The sequence below is a fragment of the Novosphingobium sp. NBM11 genome (genome assembly GCF_015390225.1).
Lineage (GTDB): Bacteria > Pseudomonadota > Alphaproteobacteria > Sphingomonadales > Sphingomonadaceae > Novosphingobium.
Map to the genome: position 1 here is coordinate 1810746 of NZ_VUOG01000001.1, position 26347 is coordinate 1837092.

General features: G+C 63.8%; 28 protein-coding genes and 1 pseudogene. 9 read left to right on the top strand and 20 right to left on the bottom strand.

Annotated elements, in window-relative coordinates:
- Window positions 1-3 precede the first annotated feature (3 nt).
- Window positions 4-420, bottom strand: a complete 417-nt coding sequence (locus F1640_RS08660) for a DUF983 domain-containing protein (RefSeq protein ID WP_124808128.1) — start codon at window positions 418-420, stop codon at window positions 4-6.
- Window positions 421-614: 194 nt separating this feature from the next.
- On the opposite strand from F1640_RS08660, the gene F1640_RS08665 reads away from it, so the two are divergent.
- Window positions 615-1283 carry a ferritin-like domain-containing protein gene (locus tag F1640_RS08665; protein ID WP_194918742.1) on the top strand — a complete coding sequence of 223 codons (669 nt, stop codon included), beginning with the start codon at window positions 615-617 and terminating at the stop codon, window positions 1281-1283.
- 9 nt (window positions 1284-1292) lie between these two features.
- Here the strand turns inward: F1640_RS08665 and F1640_RS08670 are convergent, their stop codons facing one another.
- From F1640_RS08670 to F1640_RS08680, 3 genes are read right to left on the bottom strand one after another with little or no spacing between them, the layout of a single operon-like run.
- Window positions 1293-2858 carry an MDR family MFS transporter gene (locus F1640_RS08670; RefSeq protein WP_124808126.1) on the bottom strand — a complete coding sequence of 522 codons (1566 nt, stop codon included), beginning with the start codon at window positions 2856-2858 and terminating at the stop codon, window positions 1293-1295.
- Window positions 2858-3955, bottom strand: a complete 1098-nt coding sequence (locus tag F1640_RS08675; protein ID WP_194918744.1) for an HlyD family secretion protein — start codon at window positions 3953-3955, stop codon at window positions 2858-2860. Before F1640_RS08675 ends, F1640_RS08670 begins: the two co-directional genes overlap by 1 nt.
- On the bottom strand, window positions 3948-4463 hold the full coding sequence (locus F1640_RS08680; RefSeq protein WP_168196061.1) for a MarR family winged helix-turn-helix transcriptional regulator: 516 nt from the start codon (window positions 4461-4463) through the stop codon (window positions 3948-3950). The genes F1640_RS08675 and F1640_RS08680 overlap by 8 nt, the downstream gene beginning before the upstream one ends.
- A 55-nt stretch (window positions 4464-4518) precedes the next feature.
- Here F1640_RS08680 and F1640_RS08685 point away from each other — a divergent pair, with 55 nt between their 5' ends.
- Window positions 4519-5130 (top strand): lysophospholipid acyltransferase family protein, encoded by a 612-nt coding sequence (locus F1640_RS08685; protein WP_194918746.1) that lies wholly within the window; start codon window positions 4519-4521, stop codon window positions 5128-5130.
- A gap of 9 nt (window positions 5131-5139) precedes the next feature.
- Here the strand turns inward: F1640_RS08685 and F1640_RS08690 are convergent, their stop codons facing one another.
- Complete coding sequence (locus F1640_RS08690; protein ID WP_194918748.1) at window positions 5140-6918, bottom strand: bifunctional UDP-sugar hydrolase/5'-nucleotidase; 1779 nt, start codon at window positions 6916-6918, stop codon at window positions 5140-5142.
- A gap of 169 nt (window positions 6919-7087) precedes the next feature.
- On the opposite strand from F1640_RS08690, the gene F1640_RS08695 reads away from it, so the two are divergent.
- Window positions 7088-7723, top strand: a complete 636-nt coding sequence (locus F1640_RS08695; RefSeq protein WP_124808122.1) for a TetR/AcrR family transcriptional regulator — start codon at window positions 7088-7090, stop codon at window positions 7721-7723.
- Window positions 7724-7726: 3 nt separating this feature from the next.
- Here the strand turns inward: F1640_RS08695 and F1640_RS08700 are convergent, their stop codons facing one another.
- The 5 genes from F1640_RS08700 to gluQRS form a co-directional block, all read right to left on the bottom strand.
- A complete protein-coding gene (locus tag F1640_RS08700; RefSeq protein ID WP_124808121.1) occupies window positions 7727-8074 on the bottom strand; it encodes a DMT family protein in 348 nt (115 codons plus the stop codon).
- A gap of 6 nt (window positions 8075-8080) precedes the next feature.
- Window positions 8081-8950, bottom strand: coding sequence for a 3-hydroxyacyl-CoA dehydrogenase family protein (locus tag F1640_RS08705; RefSeq protein ID WP_124808120.1), 870 nt, complete (start codon window positions 8948-8950; stop codon window positions 8081-8083).
- Between the two features lie 342 nt (window positions 8951-9292).
- Complete coding sequence (locus F1640_RS08710; RefSeq protein WP_194918750.1) at window positions 9293-9856, bottom strand: cob(I)yrinic acid a,c-diamide adenosyltransferase; 564 nt, start codon at window positions 9854-9856, stop codon at window positions 9293-9295.
- Window positions 9857-9892: 36 nt separating this feature from the next.
- Window positions 9893-10123: an HIG1 domain-containing protein gene (locus F1640_RS08715; protein WP_124808118.1), complete on the bottom strand. Its 231-nt coding sequence runs from the start codon at window positions 10121-10123 to the stop codon at window positions 9893-9895.
- Window positions 10120-10980, bottom strand: coding sequence for a tRNA glutamyl-Q(34) synthetase GluQRS (gluQRS, locus tag F1640_RS08720; protein ID WP_194918752.1), 861 nt, complete (start codon window positions 10978-10980; stop codon window positions 10120-10122). Before gluQRS ends, F1640_RS08715 begins: the two co-directional genes overlap by 4 nt.
- A 470-nt stretch (window positions 10981-11450) precedes the next feature.
- Here gluQRS and guaA point away from each other — a divergent pair, with 470 nt between their 5' ends.
- Together guaA and F1640_RS08730 are read left to right on the top strand one after the other, a co-directional pair.
- Window positions 11451-13010, top strand: a complete 1560-nt coding sequence (gene guaA, locus F1640_RS08725; RefSeq protein ID WP_124808116.1) for a glutamine-hydrolyzing GMP synthase — start codon at window positions 11451-11453, stop codon at window positions 13008-13010.
- Window positions 13011-13327: 317 nt separating this feature from the next.
- Window positions 13328-14584, top strand: coding sequence for a tyrosine-type recombinase/integrase (locus F1640_RS08730; protein ID WP_194918754.1), 1257 nt, complete (start codon window positions 13328-13330; stop codon window positions 14582-14584).
- Here the strand turns inward: F1640_RS08730 and F1640_RS08735 are convergent.
- Window positions 14562-14846, bottom strand: coding sequence for an AlpA family transcriptional regulator (locus tag F1640_RS08735; RefSeq protein ID WP_255530317.1), 285 nt, complete (start codon window positions 14844-14846; stop codon window positions 14562-14564). The two genes, F1640_RS08730 and F1640_RS08735, sit on opposite strands and share 23 nt — an antisense overlap.
- A gap of 648 nt (window positions 14847-15494) precedes the next feature.
- Here F1640_RS08735 and istA point away from each other — a divergent pair.
- Window positions 15495-17021, top strand: coding sequence for an IS21 family transposase (gene istA, locus F1640_RS08740; RefSeq protein ID WP_194918756.1), 1527 nt, complete (start codon window positions 15495-15497; stop codon window positions 17019-17021).
- A complete protein-coding gene (istB, locus tag F1640_RS08745) occupies window positions 17011-17790 on the top strand; it encodes an IS21-like element helper ATPase IstB (RefSeq protein WP_194918758.1) in 780 nt (259 codons plus the stop codon). The genes istA and istB overlap by 11 nt, the downstream gene beginning before the upstream one ends.
- 181 nt (window positions 17791-17971) lie before the next feature.
- On the opposite strand, the pseudogene F1640_RS08750 reads toward istB, so the two are convergent.
- A pseudogene (locus tag F1640_RS08750) lies at window positions 17972-18190 on the bottom strand (zincin-like metallopeptidase domain-containing protein); the annotation flags it as partial.
- Between the two features lie 158 nt (window positions 18191-18348).
- Here F1640_RS08750 and F1640_RS08755 point away from each other — a divergent pair.
- Window positions 18349-18528: a hypothetical protein gene (locus tag F1640_RS08755; protein WP_194918764.1), complete on the top strand. Its 180-nt coding sequence runs from the start codon at window positions 18349-18351 to the stop codon at window positions 18526-18528.
- A 148-nt stretch (window positions 18529-18676) separates the two neighbouring features.
- On the opposite strand, the gene F1640_RS25705 is transcribed toward F1640_RS08755, so the two are convergent.
- From F1640_RS25705 to F1640_RS08770, 3 genes are all read right to left on the bottom strand, one after another.
- Window positions 18677-19348, bottom strand: a complete 672-nt coding sequence (locus tag F1640_RS25705) for a methyl-accepting chemotaxis protein (protein ID WP_305082348.1) — start codon at window positions 19346-19348, stop codon at window positions 18677-18679.
- Window positions 19349-19736: 388 nt separating this feature from the next.
- Window positions 19737-20090: a response regulator gene (locus tag F1640_RS08765; RefSeq protein ID WP_309229227.1), complete on the bottom strand. Its 354-nt coding sequence runs from the start codon at window positions 20088-20090 to the stop codon at window positions 19737-19739.
- Between the two features lie 229 nt (window positions 20091-20319).
- The gene (locus F1640_RS08770) at window positions 20320-21690 is read right to left on the bottom strand and encodes an IS1380 family transposase (protein WP_066763960.1); all 1371 of its coding nucleotides are present in this window, start codon (window positions 21688-21690) and stop codon (window positions 20320-20322) included.
- A 484-nt stretch (window positions 21691-22174) separates the two neighbouring features.
- Between F1640_RS08770 and F1640_RS08775 the strand changes: the two genes are divergently transcribed.
- Window positions 22175-22522, top strand: coding sequence for a response regulator (locus tag F1640_RS08775; RefSeq protein ID WP_194918769.1), 348 nt, complete (start codon window positions 22175-22177; stop codon window positions 22520-22522).
- Window positions 22523-22568: 46 nt separating this feature from the next.
- Here the strand turns inward: F1640_RS08775 and F1640_RS08780 are convergent, their stop codons facing one another.
- From F1640_RS08780 to F1640_RS08800, 5 genes are all read right to left on the bottom strand, one after another.
- Window positions 22569-22835 carry a hypothetical protein gene (locus F1640_RS08780; RefSeq protein ID WP_194918771.1) on the bottom strand — a complete coding sequence of 89 codons (267 nt, stop codon included), beginning with the start codon at window positions 22833-22835 and terminating at the stop codon, window positions 22569-22571.
- 92 nt (window positions 22836-22927) lie between these two features.
- On the bottom strand, window positions 22928-23119 hold the full coding sequence (locus F1640_RS08785) for a hypothetical protein (RefSeq protein WP_194918773.1): 192 nt from the start codon (window positions 23117-23119) through the stop codon (window positions 22928-22930).
- Window positions 23120-23145: 26 nt separating this feature from the next.
- On the bottom strand, window positions 23146-24099 hold the full coding sequence (locus tag F1640_RS08790) for an ArdC family protein (RefSeq protein WP_194918775.1): 954 nt from the start codon (window positions 24097-24099) through the stop codon (window positions 23146-23148).
- 155 nt (window positions 24100-24254) lie between these two features.
- Window positions 24255-25676 (bottom strand): IS1182 family transposase, encoded by a 1422-nt coding sequence (locus F1640_RS08795; protein ID WP_065846905.1) that lies wholly within the window; start codon window positions 25674-25676, stop codon window positions 24255-24257.
- Between the two features lie 166 nt (window positions 25677-25842).
- On the bottom strand, window positions 25843-26292 hold the full coding sequence (locus F1640_RS08800) for an Rrf2 family transcriptional regulator (RefSeq protein WP_065846908.1): 450 nt from the start codon (window positions 26290-26292) through the stop codon (window positions 25843-25845).
- Between the last annotated feature and the right edge of the window lie 55 nt (window positions 26293-26347).

Here is a 26347-nt window from a genome sequence, read left to right on the forward strand (position 1 = left end):
GGCCTATTCGCCGCGTTCCTCGCGCTCGCGCGCGTTGAGCTTTGCCCACAGGCCCTCGGTGCCCGCTTCCACCGCCTTGTTCACGTATTGGGAGGCGGCCAGCCAGCCCTTGAACGGGCGCAGCGTGGCAAGGCAGCCGATGGCGAGGACCGGCACCGAGGTCAGCACGTGGACCCACCACGGCGGATCGTAGGCGACCTGCACCCACACGACCAGGAACGTCAACGGAAACGCGGTGATGCACAACGCGAAGAAGGCCGGGCCATCGTCCGTGTTGGCGAAGCTGTAATCCAGCCCGCAGCTTTCGCAGCGGTCCGCCAGCTTCAGCCAGCCCTTGAACATGTGCCCCTTGCCGCAGCGGGGGCAACGCCCTTCCCAGCCGGATTTGAGAATCCAGCGAAACTTGTCGTTTTCGGCCATCGTCCGTGCTTCCTGCCTCGTTTATCTTATTGTTTATCTTGTTCGGCGCGACATCCGCGTCGCGCGGTCGGCACGGTTGGACCATGCTTCGGCCACATCGCATATAGAGCCCTTCAAGAGCGGCGTAAGCCCCTGGGACAATCTGTCCTATCGGCAACTGGTGGAACCGGCTGCTCCGTGCGACATTGGTCTGCATGATCCACGCCATCACCCACGCCTTTCGTGCGCGCTTCCTGGACGTGCTGGCCTCGATCTACCTCTACAACGAACATCGCGGCTACACCGCGCTCGACCGGGTGCTGGAAGCGGTGCGCGTGCAATGCCCGGACGATCCGGCCTTCATTGACGCGATAGAGAAACACCGCGCGGACGAACGCAAACACTATGTCATGTTCCGGCGCTGGTTCGATTTGCAGGGCCGCATGCCGCTGGCGGTCGGTCGGTCGTGCGGCCACATCGACCGGTTCATCGAACGCGTGTTCGGCTGCCCGATCGACGCGCTCGACACCGCCATGATTGCGGCCGACCGGCGCGCCTTCGCGCAGCTCTGCCGGGTGATCATGCTGACCGAACAGCGCGGGATGCGCCAGGTGGAGGTGCTGCTGCGCAACCGCCAGGTCCTTTCCGACCGCGCAATGACGCGGATCTTTCGCGTGGTCGAAAAGGACGAACCGGACCACTGGATACCCTATCGCGACTGGCTGGCGCGCCATGGCGGCACGGCCACGCGCTGGCGCGAGCGCTGGACGGACTATGCGATCCACAAGTCGCTGATGCTGGTCAAGCTGCCGCTGTTGTTCGTGCGACGGAGCACGCCCCGGTTGACGCGCTGGCCCGATGCCGACGAACGGTCCGGCGCGTAACGCCGTGGCTCAATGCCCCATGTCGGCGTCGGGCGGCGGCGCGCCGGGGGCCGGCTTGCCCGCGCGCAGGAAGAACAGGACCGGGATCGCCGCCCAGCACGCGATGGCCATCATCAGGAAATCGTTGAGATAGCTGATCATCGCCGCCTGCTGGTTGACCAGCCCGTCGGCCACGCCCAACGCGGCATCGCCGACCGGCCCGAACGTATCCAGGCGGTTGATGTCGAACGGCACGCTCATCGCGGTCAGCCGCGCGCCCAGCTCCGCGTGGTTGATCTGGATGTTGCGCGCCAGCAGCACCGTGCAGACCGCGATCCCGATCGACGATCCGATGTTGCGGAACAGGTTGGTCATCCCCGCGGCATCCGCGCGCAACTGCGGCGGCAGCGTGGCGAAAGCGATCAGGTTCATCGGAATGAACGTGAAGCTGAGGCCCAGCCCCTGCAACATCCCCGTCAGGAAGATCGGCCGCATCGGCATGTTCGGCGTCCAGCCCGCCATCAGCCACAGCGACCAGCCCGCCAGAAACAGCCCGATGGCCAGCGAAATGCGCGGATCGAACCGGTTGATGAACCGGCCGAACAGGGTGATCGACAGCAGCATGCCCAGGCCGCGCGGTGCCAGCAGCCAGCCCGCGTCGATCGCGGGAAAACCGTATATCCCCTGCAACAGCCCGGGCAGCAGCGCCAGCACCGCCATCATCACCATGCCGACCAGGAAGTAGAGCCCCAGACTGGCGACGTAGTTGCCATCGCGGAACAGCGCGGTCGGGAACAGCGGATGGTCCGCTGTCACCAGATGGACGATCGCCATCCAGAAGGCCACCGCAGCGATCACGGCATAGGCCACGATCTCGCCCGATCCGAACCAGTCCTTCTGCGCGCCGCGATCCAGCATCAGTTGCAGCGTCGAGACCGCCAGCGCGATCAGGACCCAGCCGAACACGTCGAAACGCCGCTCCCGGCGCGGCGTCTGCGGCAGCAGAGCCAGCAGCGCGATCACCGCGCAGATGCCGATCGGCACGTTGATGAAGAACACCCAGCGCCAGCTCACGTTCTCGGTGATGTAGCCACCCAGCACCGGACCGGCGATCGGCCCCAGCATCACGCCTTGCGTGAAGATGCCCATCATGCGCGGCCGTTCCGCCGGCGTGCTGGTATCGAGCATGATCGTTTGCGCCAGCGGCGACAGGAACGCACCGCCCAGCCCTTGCAACACCCGGAAGAACACGATCTGTTCCAGGCTCTGCGCCAGCCCGCACAGTATCGAAGCCGCCGTGAACATCACCACCGAGGAAATGAACACCCGGCGGATGCCGATCGTGTCGACCAGCCATCCGGCCAGCGGCAGCGTGACGGCGGAGGCCAGCACGTAGCTGGTCAGTACCCAGCTGATCGTTTCCTGCGTCGCCGAAAGCGAGGCCTGCATGTGCGGCAGCGCGACGTTGGCGATCGTGGTGTCGAGCATCTGCATGACCATCGCGGCCATGACCGCGAACAGCAGCGGCCCGCGATGCTTGACTACCAGCGGCGGCAGCTCCTCTCGCCGGGGTCCGGACGGCGCCGCCGCTGCCATCAGCGTTTGCCGACGTTGACCGACACCACCGCGCTCAATCCGGCGATGAGCGGCCGGGGCGATCTTTCATCGATGGCGATGCGCACCGGCACGCGCTGGATCACCTTGACCCAGTTGCCGGTGGCGTTCTGCGCGGGCAGGACCGAGAACTCCGACCCGGTGCCCGCGCCGATGCTGTCGACATGGCCCTTCAGCCGCAGCTTGGGATAGGCATCCAGCCGGATTTCCGCCGGCTGCCCCGGCCGCATGCGGTCGAGGTCGGTTTCCTTGAAATTCGCTTCCACCCGCGCGCCGTCGGCCCGCACCAGGCTGAGCATCGGCACGCCGGGGAACACCATCTGCCCGATCTGCAAGCGCGAAACCTGCGTGATCCGGCCATCGGCGGGCGCGCGGACCACCGTGCGCCGCAGATCGAGCGCGGCCTTGGCGTGCGATGCCTGGGCGGCGGCGATCGCCGGGTTCACGCCCGGCACCTGCGCGCCATCTGCCAGCTGCGCGCGCGCCTTGGCCACTTCGGCCTCGATCGCGACCAGCCGGTCGCGCGCGGTGGCGACGGCGTGTTCGGCCGCGTCCATGTTGGCGCGCGTGTTGAAGCCCCGGTCCATCAGCGCCTTGGCGCGATTGTAGTTCGCCTGCGCCAGCGCAAGGTCATCGCGCGCCGCGCCCAGATCGGCGGCGTTGGCGCCAACGTCCGCCTGCAGCGCGGTAACGTGCGCCTGTGCCGTGGCGATCTGCGCATCGGCCTGCCGGATCGCGACCTCGTAGGGCGAGGTATCGATGGTGAAAAGGACATCGCCCGCCTTCACGTCCTGGTTGTCGCGGACCCGGACCGAGGTGATGAGGCCGGTCACCTCCCCGGCGATCGAAACGACGTCCTGCTTGACGTAGGCATTGTCGGTTTCGACCGAACCGGCGTTGCCGAACCAGTACCACAGGCCACCGGCGACGATCAGCGCCGGCACCACGGTCAACAGCACGATCCGCACCCGCTTGAGCCGGGTCCGCGCGGTATGGCGGGCGGCGGAAGCCATTGCTTCCTGCCGCGATTCTACGTCGCTTTCGCCGGGCTTGCCCGGAAAGGGATCGGCTTCAGCCATGGCTCACCCTTGCAGCCGGGGCGCTATCCTCCGCGAGGTTGGCCCGAACACGTTCGAGCAAGCGCACCAGCATGTCCTGTTCATCCTGCGAAAAGCCCGTCAGCGCTTCGGCGAACACGCCTTGCGCGAACAGGGCCAGGTCATCGAGCAACGGCGCGGCTGCATCGGTCAGGAACAAGCGCCAGGCGCGGCGGTCTGCCGGATCGGGCCGGCGCTCCACCAGCCCCGCCTTTTCCAGCCGGTCGATCATCCGTCCGGCCGTGATCGCCTCCACCTCCAGCCACTGCGCCAGGGCGCCCTGGTTGATTCCGGGCGTGCGCTTCAGCGCGGCGAGCACGCGCCATTGCGGCCCCGTTACGCCCAGATCACGGCTGACAACGTCGAAACGCTTGCGGAAGAGACGCCCGACATCGGTGGAGAGGAAGGCAATGTTATTTTGCACGCCATGCCGATAATAGCCATGCTCATTATCGTCAAGCAGCGGACCGTCCCTGCGCGTCGACCGCATCTTTCTTCGACACGCCCCCTTTCCCGCGATAGAAAACCGCATCGGGGGAGAGGACATGCCAGACAACAGGGTGCGGGACCGGCGGCCGGGCCGCCTTTCACGGATCGTGCGGCGCGTGCTGCTGTGGTTCTATCGCCGCCAGGGCTGGAAGGCCGTGGGCACTCCGCCCGCCAGCCGGCGTTGCGTGATCATCGCGGCGCCGCACACGTCTAACTGGGATTTCGTCTATTTCCTGGGCCTGGTCGACGCCCTGGGCATTCGGGCGCATTTCATGGGCAAACGCAGCCTGTTCCGCTGGCCGCTGGGCGGCTTCATGCGCGACATGGGCGGCGTGGCCATCGACCGGTCATCCCGCAACAACATGGTCCAGGCGATGATCGACGAATTCGCCGCACGCGACGAATTCATGCTGACGATCGCCCCCGAAGGCACGCGCGGCGCGGTGCGGCAATGGCGCACGGGCTTCTATCACATCGCGCTGGGCGCGGGTGTTCCGCTGGTGTGCGGCCTGATGGACTATGGCACCAAGACCGGCGGGCTGGGTCCGGAGATCTGGCCCACCGGCGATTACCGCGCCGACATGGAGAAGGTGGCGGCCTTCTACCGCAGCGTCACGCCGCGCCACCCCGCAAAGGGGCTGACCGATTTCGGCAACCTGGACGACTGACGCCGCCGGTCAGCGCCCGACCGGCGCCGCGCGGACTTCCGCCGGGACCGTGCGCAAGGGCACCGCTTTCACCCAGCTCTCCAGCGCCTCCATGTCCGTGGGACCGGTCACCGCATCGGGCTTGCCGACGAAGCCCGAGAAGGTGTCGCCACCCAACGCCAGGAAGCCGTTCACGGTGACGCGATAGCGGGCCTTCAGGTCCAGCGGCTTGCCGTTGAACGTCATCGCCACGATGCGATCGCCGATCGGCCGGCTGCGGTCGAAGCGGAAGCTGAACCCGGCCGAGGGCGAGAGCACCTGCTCCGGCCCGTTGGTGTCGAAGCCCTGTTCCAGCGTCGCCTTGATCTCCGCGCCGGTCATCGTCTCGGTAACCACCTCGTTGCCGAACGGCTGCGTCTGATAGAGATCGCCGAACGTGACCGTGCCATCGGCCGCCGGGACGATCGGCGCGCGCAGGCCGAACGGGTTTATGAAGGCGATCTGCGCACCGGCGGATCGCGTGGCGGCGAGCTGGGCGTCGGCGATCAGGTTGCCCAGCGTGCCACCGAACGCGCTTTCGGCGCCGTCGCCGCGCGTCGCCGGGCCGGAGAGCTTGCCGATCGGGCGCGTGGTGAAGGCCTTGGACGCATCGACGTAGCGCTTCACGTATTCGAGAATGTCGGCCTGCGGCTGGAACTGCGGATAGAGCGTGGTATTTTCGCGCAAGCCGGTGGCCGAGGTATAGGGGATCGACTGCACGATGACGTTGTGGGCCTTCTTCGACACGACCTGGTGCCGCACCGGATCGATCTCCAGCGTAATGTCGGTCACTTCCTTGCCATAGACGCCCGCGCTGGTGAGCAGGATCGGTTTGGCCGGGTTGATCTTGCCGTAATCGCACACGTATTCCCAATGGGTGTGCCCGGAAACGACGAGGTCGACGCGGGTGTCCAGCCGGTCGAGGATCGGCTTGATATCGCCCACCAGATCATTGCAGCCATTGGGATCGGGCGTGCCCTTGGTCTTGCCGCCTTCGTGGATCAGCACGACGATGGCGTCCGCCCCCTGCGCCTTGAGCTGCGGAACCGCCGCGTTGATCGTGTCCGCCTCGTCGGCGAACGTGTAACCCCTGATGCCTTCAGGGCTGACCAGATCGACCGTGCCCTTCAACGTCAGGCCAATCACGCCGATCGTCACCTTGCGGCTGCCTTCGCCGAAGCTCTTGATGCCCGTGGCGGGAAACAGCGTCTTGCCGCTGGCATCCTTCGTGCTTGCCGCGAGATAGCGGAATGTGGCGCCGGTGAATGGTTCGAGCTGGCAGGGCTGCTTGGCCGTGAACTTCTCGCAGCCCCCGTCCTGCATCCGCCGCAGTTCGCGGGTGCCGCGATCGAATTCGTGGTTGCCCACCGCGTTGAAATCGACGCCGATGCGGTTCATCACGCCGATCGTCGGCTCGTCGAGATAGAGCGAGGAGGCTAGTTGCGAGGCCGAGATCATGTCGCCGGCCGAAACCGTCAGATGGTTCGGATATTTAGAGCGGATCGATTCCAGAGCCGAGGCGAACCACGCCGCGCCGCCAGCGGGAACCTGCATCGTTCCGCCCTTGCCGTCTGGCGCCAGCACGGACTGGCGCGGCGGTTCGAGGCTGCCGTGGAAATCGTTGAACGCGATGATGCCCACTTCGACCGGGCCGGCTTCGGTCACGGCGGGGCTGCCCGCGCCCGGACCGGTCGAAGCGATCGGACCGGCACAGGCGGAAAGCAATACGGAAACGGTCAGTGCGACCGCACCGCGCAGAACATACGTCATGGGACCCGAACCTGATTGTCTCTGTTGAAACGATGCAGCGCCTTAGCCGATCGCGATGACGCGATGAAGGCATTCCGCAATGCGGAGCGATTCGTTTTTGCGCGCAATTGAAACCGGTGGGGCGCGTCCCTAGAATCGGATAAAGACACGCCGGGAGGAATCCAAAGCGATGGCCAGTGCCTCAGGAAACGCCGACGACCAGCGCGAACGCCTTGTCACCCTTGCCCGCGCCATCATCGAGGAGCGCGGCGGATCGGGGCTGACCATGCACGAACTGGCCGCGCGCGCCGGAATATCCCCCGCCGTGCTGGGCCGCTACTTCGACGGCAAGGACGCGCTGATGGAGGCGGTGGCCGAATTCTGGTTCCGCCCCAAGGTCGCCATCATGGAAGAAGTGCTTGCCAGCGATCTTCCGCCCCGACGCAAGATGTACGAATTCTTCGCGCGGCGCTTCATCTCGATGCGCAAGGGGTATGATGCCGATCCCACCGCGTTCCGCATGTATGTGGAGATCGGCGAGGAACACTTCGAGCAAGTGCGCAGCTATGTCGATCTGGCCGATCACTATCTGGGCGTGATCATCGGAGAGGCGATGGGCGAAGGCTTTTTCCCCGGACTGGGCGTGGACGAAACCATCAGCCTGGTGAACCAGATGGTCGCGCCCTATTGCTCGATCCCCACCATGATCATGCTGATGGAGCGGCTGAGCGAGGAAAAGCTCGCGCGGATCATCGATGCGGTGTTCGATGGCCTTTCCGCGCAGGACCGGGGCGCCAAAGGGCTGACCGGGCTGCGCGCCGCCTGACGGCTACTTCCCGACGAACAGGAAGCCCACCGCCCCCATCAGGCAGGCGAAGGCGGCGAAATGGCGCCAGTGCAGCGGTTCGCCCAGCACGAACACCATGAACAGGCCGAACACCACCAGCGCGATCGCCTCCTGCACCACCTTGAGCTGCCCCGCGCTCCAGCCATGGGCATAGCCGATGCGGTTGGCCGGCACGGCCAGCGAATATTCAACCAGCGCCAGGCCCCACGAAATCGCGATGACCATCACCACCGGCCGCGCCTCGGCCACTTGCGGGCCGCCGCGCAGGTGCCAGTACCATGCCGTCGTCATGAACAGGTTGGACAGCGACAGCAGCAGGATCGTCTGCATGGCGGGTCAACGAGTCGGCACGGGTTCCGCGCCCGCATAGTCGTAAAATCCGCGTCCGGTCTTGCGGCCGAGCCAGCCGGCCTCGACATATTTCACCAGCAGCGGGGCGGGGCGGTACTTGGGATCGCCGGTCGAATGGAACAGCACGCGGCAGATTTCCAGGCAGGTATCGAGGCCGATGAAATCCGCCAGCTGCAAAGGCCCCATCGGGTGATTCAGCCCCAGCCGGCAGCCCTTGTCGATATCTGCGACCGAAGCCGTGCCCGCGCCCAGCACGAACGCCGCCTCGTTCAACATCGGCACCAGGATGCGATTGACGACGAAGCCCGCCTCGTCCTCCGACTGCACGACCTGCTTGCCCAGCGTTTCGGCGAAGGCGCGCATCCGCGTCACCGTATCGGCGGACGTCGCCAGCCCCGGAATCACCTCGATCAACTGCATGACCGGCACCGGGTTGAAGAAGTGCAGACCAACGAAGCGCGCCGGATCAGGCGACGCGGCGGCCATGCGCGTGATCGGGATCGAGCTGGTGTTGCTCGCCATGATGGCGTTCGCGGCGAGCACTTTGCCGGCGCTTTCGAAAATGCGGCGCTTGATCTCCTCACGCTCGGTCGCGGCCTCGATGATCAGTTCCGCATCGGCCATGGGGGCATAATCCGCCACCGGCGTGATCAGCGCGACGGCGGCGTCCGCGGCGGCGGCGGTGATCTTTTCCTTTTCCACCAGCCGGGCCAGCGCCTTGGCGATACGGTCCTTCGCCTTTTCGGCGAGCGCGAGGTCCACGTCCGACAACAGCACCGGAATGCCGGCCTGCGCGACCACCTGGGTAATGCCGGAGCCCATCTGCCCCGCACCGATCACCGCGACTTTCTGCATGGCTGCCTTCTCCATAGCCGATGGAATGCGCCCTAGGGACAGGACCCGCTACTGGCGCGGTCGAGGCGTCCAAATGGCGAGCATATCGGGCCGAAAGGCGCGCCGCGAAGGCTGGTTGCTTTTGCAAGCGCCTTTCGGTTCGAGATGGAAGCCATTTGGACGTCCCGCAGGGATTTGACCAAAATGGCCTTTTGCGGCGTCGAGACGGCTTGAAATATCGACATATTCCTGCGCCCTCTCTCCTTGCACCAGGCCATTTTGCTTCAAACCTCGACCGCGCCAGTAACGGGTCCTGTCCCTAGCTTCGCACCCGCAGCATGGCAACGCCCATGGATACCGTGCCTAGGGGCGGTTCGCGCCCGGCACCCACAGCGGATCGGCGCCGGCGTTGAGCGCGCGGGCCAGCACGAACAGATAGTCCGACAGGCGGTTGAGATAGGCCAGCGCGGCCGGGTTGACCGGCTCTTCCGCCGCCAGCGCCACCCCGGCCCGCTCCGCGCGCCGCGCGATCGCGCGCGCCAGATGGACCCGTGCCGCCGCTTCGCTTCCGCCGGGCAGGATGAAGCTGGTCAGCGGCGGCAGGCTCTCGTTCAGCACGTCGATCGCCTGTTCCAGCCACGCCACCTGCGCCGGAACGATGCGCAGCACCATCTCGGACGGGCTGAAATCCTCGCCCGGAGTCGCCAGATCGGCGCCGAGATCGAACAGGTCGTTCTGGATGCGATGCAGGTCGCGCGCGGTTGCCTCCGGCGCGGCCACGGCGGCAAGGCCGATGGCGCTGTTCGCCTCGTCCACTTCGCCGATCGCGATCATGCGCGGATCGTGCTTGGCGCGGCGCGACCCATCGACCAGCCCGGTGGTGCCGTCATCGCCCGTGCGGGTGTAGATCTTGTTGAGTTTCACCATCGCTGCAAATCCGGTGCCGGCGGCTTCGTGACGGGATCAGCGCGAAGCGGCGAGCAGGATCACCACGACCAGAACCGCCAGCCCCTGATACTTGATGCGGTTGAACATCATCTTGTTCTGCAGGAGCTGCATTTCGGTCGCGCCTTGCTGATCGCCGCGCTCCAGATCCTCGCGCGTGGACTTCAGGAAGGCGATGATGCCGCGCACCAGCGAGATGACCGCCATGGCCATCAGCACGATCAGCAGCGGGATCAGGACATACTTCATGGCGCTTGGTTTACGTATTCGGAGAGTGAAATACCAGTGTCAAAAAGGGCAGCGCGCAGATCGGCGGCCAGCGCGATGCCATCCTCCCCCGAAAGCCGGCGGTCCGTGAGCGAGGGCGCCCCCCGCCGCTTGGCCAGCTTGCGCCCGTCCGCTTCCACCAGCACGGGGTGGTGATGCCACACCGGCACGGGAAGACCGAGCAAGGCCTGCAACAGCCGGTGGACGTGAGTCGCCGCGAACAGGTCCGCCCCGCGCGTGACCACGGTGATCCCGTCGGCCGCATCGTCCACCGTCGCGGCAAGATGGTAGCTTGCCGGCGCATCCTTGCGCCACAGCACCACATCGCCGAACGCGCCGGGCCGCGCCTGCTGCGTGCCACGCCGCTCGTCGCGCCAGGTGAGTTCCCCAGCGACGATCACGGCGCGCTCCATGTCGAGCCGCCAGGCCACATCGGGTCCGGGCGCGACCGGATGCTCGCGGCCTGTTCCCGGCCTGCACGTACCGGGATAGACCGGCCCGTCCGGCCCCTGCCTTGTCGCCATGGCGGCAATTTCGGCGCGCGTGCAGCGGCACGGATAGAGCAGCCCCGCCGCGCGCAGCGTGTCGGCCGCGGCGGCATAGGTGGCGATGCGTTGCGACTGGGGCGGCACGTCGCGCCACTTCAATCCCAGCCAGGCAAGGTCGGCGCGGAACGCTGCCGCCAGTTCCGGCCGGCTGCGCGCGCCGTCGATGTCCTCGATGCGCAGCAGGAATGCGCCCTGATCCCGCGCCGCGCGATCCTGCGCGACGATCGCGGCATAGGCATGCCCCAGGTGGAGCGGGCCGTTGGGGCTGGGGGCGAAGCGGGTGACGGTCACACTCCGCTGGTGTCCGCGTGCGGGCGGTTCCGTCAAGCATTGACGGCAAAGGCCGGCGCTTGCCCCTCAAACGAATCGCGCACAAACAAAACGGCCGCCCCACCGGGGCAGCCGCTTTTGTCGGTAGCGCTGTATTGGCTGTGCCGTCGGCTCAGGCGAGCGTGACGGTGAACATCATTCCGCTGAGGCCAGCGGCAAGGATGATCGGCAGCGCGTAAGTCGCAAAGCTGCGCATGGTATACCTCCTGTTATGGTGTACCTTCGCAGACATCCTCTCGGTTTCGAGGAAGCGCCGGCAGGGTGGGCTGGAGCTTTTTCGAACCGAGGCGCGCAATACGCCAATTGACGTATGCTGCAAGTGCGAAGCAAGCACCCATGATTGCATGTAACGCAACTGTAATAATCGCGAACAATCGCTTTGAGGGACGCGACGGCTGGACAGAAACCGGCCCTCCCCTTATCGGCCTGCCATGAGCATCGAGCCTTCCGAATCCATCCTCATCGTCGATTTCGGCAGCCAGGTCACGCAGCTGATCGCCCGGCGCGTGCGCGAAGCCGGGGTCTATTCCGAAATCGCGCCGTTCACGCAGGCCGAAGCCGCGTTCCAGCGGATGAAGCCCAAGGGCATCATCCTTTCGGGATCGCCCGCCAGCGTGCCCGCCGATGGCTCTCCCCGCGCGCCGCAGGTGCTGTTCGACAGCGGCTTGCCGATCCTGGGCATCTGCTATGGCCAGCAGGTCATGAGCCACCAGCTCGGCGGCACGGTGGAGCCCGGTGATTCCGGCGAATTCGGCCGCGCCTTCCTGACCGTGACAGAACCCTGCGTGCTGTTCGACGGGCTGTGGCAGACGGGCGAGCGCCATCAGGTGTGGATGAGCCATGGCGACAAGGTGACGCAGTTCGCGCCTGGTTTCCGCATCGTCGCGGTATCGGACGGCGCGCCCTTCGCGGTGATCGCCAACGACGAGAAGAAGTACTACGGCACGCAATTCCACCCCGAAGTGGTCCACACGCCCGATGGCGGCAAGCTGATCGCCAATTTCGTGCGCCACGTCTGCGGCTGCGCCGGCGACTGGACCATGGCGGAATTCCGCAAGACCAAGATCGCCGAAATCCGCGAACAGGTGGGCGATGCCCGGGTGATCTGCGGCCTTTCCGGCGGCGTCGATTCGGCGGTGGCCGCCGTGCTGATCCACGAGGCGATCGGCGATCAGCTTACCTGCGTGTTCGTCGACCACGGCCTGATGCGGCTGGGCGAGGCCGAACAGGTCGTGAGCCTGTTCCGCAACGCCTATCACATCCCGCTGGTCCACGTGGATGCCTCCACGCTGTTCCTCAAGGGGCTCGAAGGCGTGACCGACCCCGAGGCCAAGCGCAAGTTCATCGGCAAGACCTTCATCGACGTGTTCGAGGCCGAGGCGAAGAAAGTCGGTGGCGCCGATTTCCTGGCGCAGGGCACGCTCTATCCCGACGTGATCGAAAGCGTCAGCTTCACCGGCGGTCCTTCGGTGACGATCAAGAGCCACCACAACGTGGGCGGCCTGCCCGAACGCATGAACATGCAGCTGGTCGAACCCTTGCGGGAGCTGTTCAAGGACGAAGTCCGCGCGCTGGGCCGCGAACTGGGCCTGCCCGAGATCTTCGTGGGCCGCCATCCTTTCCCCGGCCCGGGCCTGGCCATCCGCATCCCCGGCGAAGTGACGCGCGACCGTTGCGACATCCTGCGCAAGGCCGATGCGATCTACCTCGAGGAAATCCGCAACGCCGGCCTCTATGACGCGATCTGGCAGGCCTTCGCGGTGCTGCTGCCGGTCAAGACTGTGGGCGTCATGGGCGATTTCCGCACCTACGACAGCGTCTGCGGGCTGCGCGCGGTGACCTCCACCGACGGCATGACGGCGGACATCTACCCGTTTGATGCCGCCTTCCTCAGCCGCGTGGCGACGCGCATCGTCAACGAGGTGAAGGGCATCAACCGCGTGGTCTACGACTACACCAGCAAGCCGCCCGGCACGATCGAGTGGGAATGATTTTTGCCCATCCGGGCGTATCCAAAAATACGCCACGATGAGATATAAGCGACTGAAATATATAAATAAATATCTCTGAATCTTTCGACATCTATCGCTGGGTTAGTCTCCGGAATGACGGTATGGCTGACGGTATGGCGCATCTTGTCTCAGTCGAAGATCGCATATACCGTCAGGGCTAAGAGAGCTTCTAACGGTATATTTTTTGGCGTAATGCTATGTAAACGCAGGGAAAATACCAATCAGAAGGGCCGTTTTTGGCCTGACGGTATAATTGGGCGCTCTCCAGCATATTTTGACCAATCTGGAGGGTGTGGATGTTGACCGACGCCGCCATTAAGGCCCTGAAGCCAAAAGAGAAATTATACAAGATCGTGGACCGTGACGGTATGTATGTCGTGGTCCAGCCCTCGGGCGCGATCGTCTTCCGTCTGGACTACCGACTGAACGGCCGCCGGGAGACGTTGACGCTGGGGCGCTACGGTCCCGCTGGGCTCTCCCTGGCTCGGGCGCGCGAGAAGGTGGTCGATGCTCGACGCGCCATTTCGGAGGGCCGCTCGCCGGCGCAGGAAAAGCAGCGCGAGAAGCGTCGCCTCCAGGAGGCGAAGAGCTTTGGCCAGTTCGGTGAGCGCTGGCTTCAGGAAGCGCGAATGGCGGACAGCACGCGCGCCATGCGTCGATCAATCTTCGAGCGCGACATTCTTCCGGCGTTTCGCAACCGGCTGCTTCCGGAGATCCTGCCGGAGGATCTGCGCGGGCTGTGTGCGAAGGTGAAGGAGCGTGGAGCCCCGGCAACGGCGGTCCACGTCAGGGACATCGTGAAGCTGGTCTTCGCCTTCGCCATTCTGCATGGCGAGAAGGTCGCTAACCCGGCCGACGAAGTTGGCCCGGCGTCGATCGCGACCTTCGTGCCGAAGGACCGATCCCTGTCTCCGGCGGAGATCCGCATCATGCTCAGCCAGATCGAGCATGTGGCGACGCTGCCGACGATCCGGCTCGGGATAAAGCTGATCCTGCTGTCGATGGTACGAAAGAGCGAATTGCAGGACGCGGTTTGGGATGAGGTCGATTTCGAGAACGCCGTCTGGTCGATTCCCAAGGAGCGGATGAAGCGCTCGAAAGCGCACAACGTCTATCTGTCTCAGCAGATGCTCGACATCTTCATCGCTCTGAAGACCTGCGCCGGCAATTCCAAATACGTCCTGCCGTCGCGCTACGACGCCGACGCGCCCATGTCGCGGGCGACGTTCAACCGGATCACGACGGCGGTGGTGGATCGAGCCAAGAAGGAAGGGCTGCCGCTGGAGACCTTTACGGTTCACGATCTCCGGCGCACCGGCTCGACCCTGTTGAACGAGTTGGGCTTCAACAGCGACTGGATCGAGAAGTGTCTGGCTCATGAGGACGGGCGATCCTCACGGGGCATCTACAACAAGGCGGAATACGAGCATCAGCGCCGGCATATGATGCAGGAATGGTCCAACCTGGTGGACGCCTGGGTTGCCGGCCAAAAATACACGCCGACCCTCTATCCGCCGACGATGGACCTGCTTACGCCCGAGCCGGATGTTTGATGGGGCGGGTCTTGCGGAGCTGGACGTTCGGAATGGGCGCCCGCTTCACCGCCTTGGCGCGTGACGCACGTCGCCGTTCTTCCAACCAGGCTTCGACCTCGGATAGATCCCAGACCACGCAGCGGGACGTGAGATAGAAGCGCTGGGGAAATTCGCCGCGCTGTTCCATGTCATAGATTGTGGTGTCAGCCAGCGGGACTATTTCCCGGAGTTGATGCCGCCGGATGGTGCGCTTCATTGTGGGCTCGACTTGCTGCCTCATGCCAAATTCCTTCGGTCGCCTCTCTGAGCGGATAGAAGGCGATAGATGATGCTGAATGAAAGCTCGAATATTCGGGCGTAGCAGCGCGTCGTGCTGTAGCGTGCAAATCGGACAAGCCCGAGGAACACGGCGACAGCATCTCTTCTTGGCAGTCATCCAGCAACCGTCCCTGAATGCGGCTCCTGCTATCCTGGCGTCGTTCGATACCGTCCCTTCCGCCGCGATCCGATATAGCTGATGAGGTTCGCTGCTCTGAGGATGGCGATGTCACGGCGCGCGGTTTTCAGGCTCGCGGTCCAGGCCGCCACGATCTCGTTGGCGCCGCACCGGCCGCGCGTTTCTGGTCGCTGAGCCTCCCGCAAAGCGTTCAATAAGGTAAGGCACCAAGTTTTCGATACCCCATGCTCTGACTTGAAAGTCAGGCAATCTTTCATTAGCTTTCTCCTTGGGTTATTCTAATGAAAAAACGCAATGCATACGCTCGTCGCCGAAATTCCAGATCAATGTCTCAAAGGTGCCCTCGATGCCCTGGCCCTGTTGATTTCTGCTGAGAGTTGACCCGGGAGGGGCGTAAATTTCCACTGAGAAGTGACCCATGTTTTGACCTTCCCCCTGGCTGACAGGTCGGGGGAACGAGGAGTGATCGACATGGACCTTTTGAGTGTGATCCGCCGTTGGCATTTTCGCGAAGAGCTGCCGATCCGGGAGATTGAGCGGCGGACGGGATTGTCGCGCAACACGATCCGCAAGTACCTGCGCGCCGAGACTTTGGTGCCGCAGTTCAGGGTTCCGGAGCGGCCGAGCAAGCTGGACCCGTTTGCCGAGAAGTTGACGGCGTGGCTGCGGGTTGAGGCGGGCAAGTCGCGCAAGCAGAAGCGGACGGCGAAGCAGCTTTATGCGGACCTGACGGTGCTTGGCTTCACCGGTTCCTATGGCCGTGTCGCGGCCTTTGTCCGGGAGTGGAAGCTCGAGCGGCAACGCGATCAGCAGACCAGTGGGCGGGGAACGTTCGTGCCGCTGGCGTTCCAGCCCGGCGAGGCGTTCCAGTTCGACTGGAGCGAGGATTACGCACTGCTTGGCGGCAAGGTGGTCAAGCTGCAGGTGGCCCACACCAAGCTGTCGCACAGCCGGGCATTCGTCGTCAGGGCCTACCTGCTCCAGACCCACGAGATGTTGTTCGATGCGTTGACGCAGGCCTTCAGGGTTCTGGGTGGCATTCCCCAGCGCGGGATTTTCGACAACATGAAGACTGCGGTCGACCGGATCGGTTCGGGCAAGGCCCGGCAGGTCAACGCCCGGTTCGCGGCGATGGTCAGCCACTATCTGTTCGAGGCGGAGTTCTGTAATCCGGCCTCGGGTTGGGAGAAAGGGCAGGTCGAGAAGAACGTCCAGGATGCCCGGCACCGGCTGTGGCAGCCGATGCCCAGCTTCCCCGATCTGGCGGCGCTCAATGCCTGGCTCGAGGTTCAGTGCATCGCGCAATGGCCGCAGATCCAGCATGGTGTGCTGCCCGGCACCATTGCCGACGTGCATGCCGCCGAAGTGGGCTGCCTGATGCCGCTGGGCCGGCCCTTCGACGGCTTCGTCGAGCATGCCAAGCGGGTATCGCCGACCTGCCTGGTGACGTTCGAACGCATCCGCTACAGCGTGCCGGCATCGTTCGCCAACCAGCGGGTGAGCTTGCGGGCCTACCCGGAGCGGATCGTCATCGTCGCCGAAGGGCAGATCCTGTGCGAGCACGCCCGGATCATCGAGCGCTCCCATGATCACCCGGGGCGGACGATCTACGACTGGCGGCATTACCTGGCAGTCATCCAGCGCAAGCCCGGTGCCTTGCGCAATGGCGCTCCCTTCCTCGAGATGCCCGGGCCCTTCCGGCGTCTCCAGGCCGGCCTGCTCAAGCGGCCCGGCGGCGACCGGGAGATGGTGGATATCCTCTCCCTGGTCCTGCATCATGACGAACAGGCCGTGCTGTACGCGGTCGAGTTGGCGCTGGAAGCCGGGCTGCCGACCAAGACCCATGTGCTGAACCTGTTGCATCGCCTGATCGACGGCAAGCCGGTCAACCCGGTCGCCATTGACGCGCCACAGGCCCTGAGCTTGCACCGCGAGCCCAAGGCCAATGTGGCCCGCTATGATGCCCTGCGTGGCAGGAGGTGGCGCCATGCGTCATGATCCCGCCAGCGCCGCCGTCGTCGTCATGCTGCGCGGCCTCAAGATGTACGGCATGGCCCAGGCTGCCGGCGACCTCGCCGAGCAAGGGGCCCCGGCCTTCGATGCTGCCGTGCCCATCCTCTCCCAGCTGCTCAAGGCCGAAGTGGCCGAGCGCGAGGTCAGGTCGATCGCCTACCAGATCAAGGCGGCCCGGTTCCCGGCCTACAAGGATCTGGCCGGCTTCGACTTTGCCGCCAGCGAGGTGAACGAGGCGCTCGTGCGCCAACTCCACCGCGGCGACTTCACGGACAATGCCGACAACGTCGTGCTGATCGGCGGGCCTGGCACCGGCAAAAGCCATCTCGCCACCGCCCTCGGCGTTCATGCCGTTGAGCATCATCGCAAGAAGGTCCGGTTCTTCGCCACGGTCGATCTGGTCAACGCCCTCGAGCAGGAAAAGGCCATGAACAAGGCCGGGCAACTCGCCGAGCGCCTGCTCCGCCTCGACCTCGTCATCCTCGATGAGCTCGGCTATCTGCCGTTCAGCCCATCAGGCGGCGCCCTGCTGTTCCACCTGCTCAGCAAACTCTACGAGCGCACCAGCGTGGTCATCACCACAAACCTCTCCTTCTCCGAGTGGGCCGGCGTGTTCGGCGATGCCAAGATGACCACCGCTCTGCTCGACCGTCTCACGCATCACTGCCACATCATCGAGACCGGAAACGATAGCTTCCGCTTCAAGGCCAGCACCGCTGCCCCAAAATCCAGAAAGGAAAAATCACCCGCTTGACCCAAACCCCGCAGCGCGGGACATAACACCCACCAGGGTCACTTCTCGATGAAAATCCCGGGTCAACTCTCAGCAGAAATCAACAAAGCGCCGCCCTCTCACTCTAGGAGGGCAGCGCCGGCCGGGCGGAAAGGCGTGAAGCGGCAAACCCGCGTCCCCGCCTTTCCGGTTTTCAGGATCATCACGCGGCCTTCCGCTCGTCATCGGCCATGCCGACATCGGCGTCCGGCAGAAAGCCGAGCAGCCAATCGGCCGCCTTGCTGGCCTGGGAGGCGGCGCGGACGATGGCGCGATTGTCCTCGCGCAGCACCGTGACCCAGGAGCCGATATAGTCGGCATGACGGACGGTGGGCGTGATACCGAGCGAGGCGCAGCAGAAGGCTGCGTTGATCTCCGCCACATATCCTGACAGTCCAGCCCAAAAGGGCCGCTGGAAGGTGAAAACCATCGGTTGTCTCCAATCCCACCCAAATCACATGGCCCCCGAGAGGCGGGGGTGGGCGGCGAGAACGACCGAAGAGGCCCGCTGAAGCGGCGGGCTGCACCCGCAGGGGCGAAATGCAATGGAGCAGCGCGGCGGAGCAGCGCTTGCGGCGCGCCGTGGCGGGCCTAGCAGGGAGCGCCGACCAGACCCGCATCGAGGGAGGCCACAACATCGGCGCCGCCGCGCCAGCGGCGACCGCAGGCACGTGGGCGCAGCCCCGGGTCGAGATGGACGATGAAGTGATCAGCCCGTGAGGGCACGGGGGTGATAATCCATGCTGTGGAGACGACCGGGGGATTATCACCTCATATGACAGTCTTCCCCGATCTCGCCTTCATGGCCCGGACGCGGGGTTGTTAGACGGCCGGGTGACTCGCAGCCCTGGCAAGCTTGCAATGGACGTCAGGCTTTCATCATTGCCACGGCGCGATCCGTGGCTTCCCGGGTATCGCCGGCGAGCTTCTTGACCTCGCTTGCGACAATAGCGAACCCTCGACCGGCTTCGCCCGCGCGGGCCGCCTCTATCGTGGCATTGAGGGCGAGGAGATTGGTCTGCGAGGCGATCCGGCCGATCGTCCTGACGATGCCCGATAATTGCAGCATCGTGGCCTCGAGTTCGGCCTTGCGCTGTTCGAGTTCCTTCTGGATGCGCCGTTCTTCCGCCAGATGGTTCGCAATTTCCTGTTCGAGGGCGACTTGCCGCGTCACGTCGGTCGCGACCTTGAGTATCCTCTCGGGTTTTCCAGAGGCGTCTAGGACCGGATTATAGGTCGCCTGAAGGTAAACGATCCGGCCGGCTTTCCCCAGGCGCCGATATTGACCTCCATCGAATTTTCCGGCGCCGAGCTTGGACCAGAATGAGGCGTAGTCCCCGGAGGCTGCCTCCTCGGGCGAAACGAACATCCGATGATGCTGGCCGCGAATCTCCGACAACTCATAGCCGACGGTGGCGAGAAACAGGTCATTGGCAGCAAGAATTGTGCCCTCAGGAGAGAACTCGATGACCGCCTGGCTGCGGTTGAGTGCCATCCAGGCAGCTTCAATGCTGACCGACTGCGGTGCGACGATGTTCATGGAACCTAACCCTCCGGGTTGTCGATTAGCCGGGATTGGTAAACGACCGGTCAACCATGCGGGATGGGAAAGAGAAGCTTCGCTAGCTGCCCCACCGCGAAGCCCCGAGACCGATGGCATCGCAAACCCCCGCCAACTTACAACATCGATCAGGATTTTCCCTTTATTGCTCTACGGGGAATATCAGATCATCATTACCTTATGACTGATCCATCGGAAATATCGGTACAGGCACACCGCCTTGTGAACGAATTTGGTGTAGATGCCTCGGACTATGTACTTTGCCAGATCACGGAAGCGGTGCGGAACAACAATGACGAGCAAGTTCAACAACTTGATCGCCTACTGCGCTCTGTAGAAAAAATGCTGGGCTAGATCGGTATAATTGTCACGCTGCCGACTGCAGCCGTTCGATGTGTGTCAGGACACTTTCCAGACGACCCAGCGTACATGGCTTTCGAAGAACATGGCCCGGCGCAGAAACGCCTTCTTCCTGCCCGGTCATGTAGACTACGTGAAGCGAAGGACGTTGTTCGATTGCCTTCCTTGCGAGCGCATACCCCGTCATATTGGGCATCCGCACATCGGTGAGCAAGAGATCTATCGGCTCATCACCATGTCGCAGATATTCGAGCGCGCTTGTTGCATCGGCAACTTCGATGACTTCGTGCCCCAACTCGCGGAGCAAATCACCCGTGATCTCTCGAACCATCCGATCGTCATCGACACACAAAATAAGCACGGAAGAGCATCCTCCTATTGCCCCCGCCGCTGCAGCCTGTGCAATTCCGCCATTTCCCTAACCCGGCTTATTCATGAGCCCGCTGCACTGGGGCGTGCCGGGTTTGATGTGTCGGTGGCCGCGTGATCCGGGCGCGCGGTTTCGGCGGCGTTTTTCGCCGCAGCAAAACCGATGGCTTTTCGAGGTTGATGGGCGATGGCTCGGGCTTTGTGCGGCACAGCCGCGCTGGCTATGTCGGCGCTGGCCGGAGACTGGTGGCGATGGCTTTGAACACGCCGGCGTCGGGGCATGCTGACGCGAAGGCGACACGGATGCGCGAGGCGGTCTCGATGACGCGGGCGGCGACCTTGAGCAGCCGCAGGCGCAGCGTTGCGAACTCGGCAGTGGCCAGAGAGGTGGCCTTGGGGATGGCCTGCTGGACGCGCCACATCAGCCAGTAGGCGGCGGTATGCAGGATGAGGCGCATCTGGTTGGCATTGGCCGAGCGGCACGAGGTGCGATCGCTGGCCAACTGGGTCTTGTGGCGCTTGATCAGGTTTTCGGCTTGGCCGCGCGCGCAATAGAGCGTGTCGTAAATGTGCTCGGGCGAGCCTTCTGTCAGCGAGGTGACGACATAGCGGATGTCCATGCCCAGCGTGCTGGCCTCAATCCGGGCGACGACGCGGCGTTGGCTCTTCCAGCTTTTGGCGCCGTAGCGGGTCTCGACATAGTTGCGCAGGACCGGATGTTGGGCCTGGGCCCGCTTGACCGCGCAGGCATCGGCGACGGCAACGATGGCCGGATCGGCCCGCAGCGCGGCGTTGGTCGGCAAGCCGAACACGTAATCGACCCCGGCCGCCTCGCAGAACGCCATGATCTCGGGACGGGCGTAGTGCCCATCGCCGCGGATGGTGATGTGGGTATCGGGCCAGTGCTGGCGGATATGACGCACCAGGCGCCGGATGTGGCCGGCACCTTCGGCACCCGACGGCGTCTTGCCAGTGCGCAGCAGCATCGCCACCGGCCGCCCGCTCGCGGTATCGTACACATGGATCGGCAGGAAGCAGCGCTCACCGTGATGTCCGTTCCAGAACGAGAGCTGCTGATAGCCGTGCACGACATCACACGTGTCATCGATATCCAGCGTCACCGCCGCCGGTGGGGCCGGATAGCTGGCACAGTAAACGCCGATCATCGCGACCATCATCCGGGCCAGTTCACGCGTGGTCGGTGCATTCTCCCAGCGGCTCATCGTCGGTTGGCTGGCCAGCCCCGCGCCCGATCCCGGCAACTTGCCCAGCGCCAGGCGGAAGCCCGGATCGTCGCGCAGGGCATCGAGATCATCGGCGTCCTCATAGCCACACGTGATCGCGAACACACGGGCACGCAGAATGTCATCGAGGCGATGGATCACCCGCGTCGGGTCACGCGGATCGGCGATGCACGCAGCAAGCTGCCGGCAGATCCCCATCGCGCGCTCGGCCTGCGCCAGCAGCAGAACGCCGCCGTCAGAGGTCAGCCGGCCACCGTCGAACGCGGTTGTGACCTTCTTGCCGCCAACCGCTGGAAACGAAAATCCCGGTGCGCTATCATCGCTCCCGGCGGGTGTGGTCCGTGGCATAAATTGCCTCGCTGAAGGACTGGTCTAGACACCCATTTTCCTACTGCAAAGCAATCGCTTACGCCACTCCCGCCAACCCTCTCACCCGCCGCGGTGAATAAGACAGGCTAAAGTCAGGTAAGTTACTGAGCCACTCGCCCGCCGCACGCCGCGCCGACCTGACCATTGCCGTGATCTCTGCGCCGGCGTTAAGATGAGGTTGCGCAGCCGGATGTGCCGTTCGCGCGCATCGCCGGTCCGTTCGCCAGCGCCGCCGGCCGCGGCGCGCCTCCCTCTCGATCCCATCGAGAATCTCAGGATTCGACTTTCTCGCTCTAAGCGTTTGACGCCGCACTCCAAGCCGATCATGCGCATCATAGCGGGACCATCTCTTGCCGGTGATGCGAGCACTCACTCCGGAATATTCTGACTCCGTAATTATACCTAAGTTGGAACTATGCACCCATGCTTGGCTTGTCCTTCGCATGGCAGACGGAAACCTTGAATGAATATCCTTTGTTTGGAAGATGATGCGCTGGTCGGCGGCGTGCTGTGCGACCTGATGCGTGATCTGGGGCATGATGTGGTCTACTGCACGACCGGCCACGAAGCGCTTCACCAGCTTTCCGAATCCAGGGGGTTCGACGTGCTCGTGACCGATATTCACCTGCGCGGAGGTGTCGATAGTCGGTCGGTCGTGCAACTCGCCCGCGAAAGCGGTGCCCGGCTTCCCGTGATATATATCACCGGAGACATGAGCGTGCAGGACATAGCACCGGGCGATCAGATATTGAGGAAACCTTGTACGCTGGGCAAGCTGGATGCGGCACTCTCGTCCGTCAGAGCGCGTTAGAGTAGCGGCGGCCTTCCGGAGGTAATCGATATTGAGCCGATCCTCTTCAGTGCTGCGCCTTCTCAAACCGGACACGCTCCTCGCCACTGATCATGTGGGCTTCGAACCCGGCATCCAACCAGGCTTTGCGGTGGACGAAGGTAGCCCCTCCGACAGAATCGTCCCGCCACCATCGGCTTTGCGCCGCAGATGCCGGCAGCATCGTTCCCAGGATCCGTTCGATATGGTCGAATGTCAGTTCAACCGCGGGCGCGTCGTGATTCCTGATTTTCCAGCGACGCAGGAAGGCGCTCAGCGGTGCGTATTTGCCCATTGTCCTGTAGAATCTGCCTTTCCCCCGTTACACTATTTGCCCCGCTGCCCGTTCGTCCATCTCGATGGACATGTTGAGCAAAAGCGGAGCTCTCATTCTTTTGCGGCAGGCAATCCGCGTAACGTCCGGACGGCGTCTTCGTACAGGATCGCCAACCGGCGATGAATCGATTCGACCTCTGGCGTCGCCGCAGCTGTGGCGGCCGCACGTTCCTGCCGCGCTCGCTTCTCATAATATGCAAGGTCGTCCTGACTCGCCTCATGCCGTCTGTCGTCTTCGATCATGACGACGGCATAGCTGGACGGATTTGTTATTGGGAGTCGTTCGCGCATCTTTTGATGCCGTCCGAACTCGGCTGCCGCGCGTGCATCCAATCGGCGGCCGCCTGCGCCTTGCTCGCGGCGGTGAAGATCGCGCGGCTGTCGTCCTTCAGGACGCGGAGCCAGGACGCGATATAGGCAGCATGATCAGGCCGCGGATCATGTGCGATACCCAGGTCAGCGAGTAAGAAAGATGCTGTCAGTTCAACTGTCGCCTCCTCCATCGCCAGGGCATCCTTCGGCCACTTAGAGGTGAAATCCCGGTCGAGCCGATGGGCTGCGCCGCTGGCATGAGCTGCCTCGTGCAGGGCCGTTCTGTGCCAGTTGATCGGCTCGAAATAGGCCAGGGGAGGCGGCACCTGCACGAAGTCGGGCGCCGGGGCGTAGAAGGCGCGATCGCCGCCGATGCGAAAGTCGATGCCCGTCGCCCGGACCAGCGCCTCGACCTGCGGTTCGATGAGGCCGGGCGGAGGCGGCGGGGCCACAATGGCGACATCCTCCGGCAGGCCGTCGCATTGCGCCGCGTTGAACACGGTGAAGCGCTTGAGAAACGGGATCGCGGCGGCGTCCTCGCCGGTTTCGCGGGCGCGGCGCTTCTCGTCCTCCGGCGTGAAGCGGTCGGCATAGACAACGGTGGTGCCGTGTTCGCCGCGCCGGACGTTGCCGCCAAGCGACAGGGCCTGGCGGAAGGTGAGCCAGCTCTGGCTCGGGAAGCCGTGCTGGATCACCGCGCCCCAGAGGATCAGCACATTGATCCCCGAATAGTGCCGGCCGGTGGCGGCGTTCCTCGGCATGGCGAGGGGGGCCTTGGCCGAGGCCGATCCCCAGGGCTGGACCCAGGGTACGCGCCCAGCCTCCAGTTCGCCGATGATCTTGTCGGTGATTTCGTCATAGAGGCTCGCCCGGTCCTGGCCGGCGCGAGCGGATACGGTTCTTCTGGACATCGCGGATCTCCGCGACGGGCGCCGGGAGCCTCTCTCCCAGCCCTCAACCCGTCACGGAAAACCCGTCCGCACTCTCACTCTCAGGGGCGTTGCGGGGCAGGCTGTGCAAAAACTCATTCGTCTAATCCGCCGCCACCAGCACAGCGACGCGCGTCTCACCCCGCTGGCGTCAGTCGCTCGACACCGAAGGCATTTACTGCATGGAGGATGTTGAAGGCGACAATCGAGAGAGCCGCTTCGGCCTTTACCGCTCTGAGACCTCGCGTGAGGAACCTTCCGCCGCCGGACATCCGTTTAATCGTGCCGAAGGGGTGCTCTACAGTACATCGGCGGGTCACCATCAAGCTCGGATCCGCGTAGATTCTGGCCTCCATACGATCCAGCGCCGCCTGGTCGAACAACCGATGGATGGTCCGTTGGGCGCCGGACGTGCATCGGCTCTTCAGCCGACAGTCTTTGCATGCGGACGTTCTATATCGGATCGCACGGTTGCGGGTATGTTTGCCGGATGGTCTCAACGTCTTGCCGGCGGGGCACCGGATTGTGTCGGTCCCCTCATCATACACGAACTGCGCTGGCCGGAAAAAATCGGTGCTCATGGCGCCGCGTTTGATCGGCGCCGCGACCTCAATATGGTCGCGCTCGCATTGCGCGACCGCCTGGGCGTTGGAGTAACCGCCGTCGGCCAGGACTTTGAGCTCGTTAACCTCAAGCACCTCCATCGTCGCCATCGACATTGGATGCAGGAGCTGGCTGTCGTTTGCCTCGTTGGTCACGTCGTGATGTATGATCAGGCCGCTATCTACATCGACCACGCTTTGCATGTTGTAGCAGGGTGTCTTGGGAGAACGTCCATAGCCCATCGGCCGCGCGTCGGACTCGCCAAAGACCAAAGCCGTCTCGTCGCGATCCTTCAGGATGTCCTGCCGGCGCACGAGCCTGTCCTTGCGGCGCCCGAGGGTCTCGATCGCAGTGGTGAACGCCTCCCGATGTTTGGGCTGATCGTCGAACCCCTGGGCCACTGCCTCATCTATGATGTCGAGCCGTTCAAGGTAGTAGGCGATCTCCTTTTCGGTGTGCGCAACGTCACGGGCCAGCCGGTCGGCGCCAGCGATGTTCTTTGGGCTCGCGACCGCGCGCATCTTCGTCCCGTCCAGCGCGACCAATCGACCGCTGATCAAGCCGGTTTCGCGGCAGAACTGGATGAATGCAGCGCTGGCGCCGACAATGGCTTCCGGATTGTCATGACGAAAGGAGGCGATCGTTCGGTAATCCGGGGCGAGCCGGCGCATTAGCCAAAGCGCTTCGAGGTCGCGGACACACGCTCGTTCCAATTGGCGTGAGGACCGTACCTGGTTGAGGTAGCCCCAGATGTACAGCCGGAGCATATCGCCTGGATGGTATCCAGGGCGGCCGGTGACCGCAGCGATAGCACGACCGAAGCCAAGCTCTGCCAAGTTCAAGCTGGTAACAAAAGCATCGACGACTCGGACCAATGCGTCCGGGGAAACATAGTCATCAACACAAGGAGGAAGCAGGCTGACCTGGTCTCGTGCGAGTCCCTCAATAAAACTCATGCACACCCCGGCGTGGAGGATGGGAAGATAATTGGATTCTACACTGACAGGTTCATGAGTAAAAGCTTGTTCTTGGCTTTGAACATCTGCGCTAGGTGGCGTAATAACTCATTACAGATGTTGCGGGCTTCCGAGAAGGATGAGGTCAGAATCGCCGGGTTCTCCGTTACGTCGAAGCAGTGGCCGCTTGCGCATCGAGCTGCCACCCGTAGCTTTTGGAATCCGGTACGAGATCGGCGATGGTGAACTGATCGAGGTGTCGCGCGAAAGCTTCCAGCGCGCCTGCCAAGGCATGGCGCAAGCCGCATGCGGGCGTCACGACGCAGCTGTTGGTCGCCGCGTCGAAGCATTCCACGAAGGTCCCGGTGTCTTCCATGGCGCGCATGATCGAACCGACGTTCAGGGCATTGGCGGGCCGCGCCAGCTTGAGGCCGCCGCTCCGACCGCGCACGCCCTCGACAAATCCTTCCGCAGCCAGTCGCTGCGCCACCTTCATCAGATGGTTCTTCGAGATGCCATAAGCGTGTGCGATCTCGGCGATCGAATGATGGCCGTCCTTCACGGCCAGGAACATCAGTGTGCGAAGGGCATAGTCGGTCTGGACGGACAATCTCATAAAAGATGGATATCATATATTGGTTTTATCCGCCAACGCGCGTAAACCATGCATA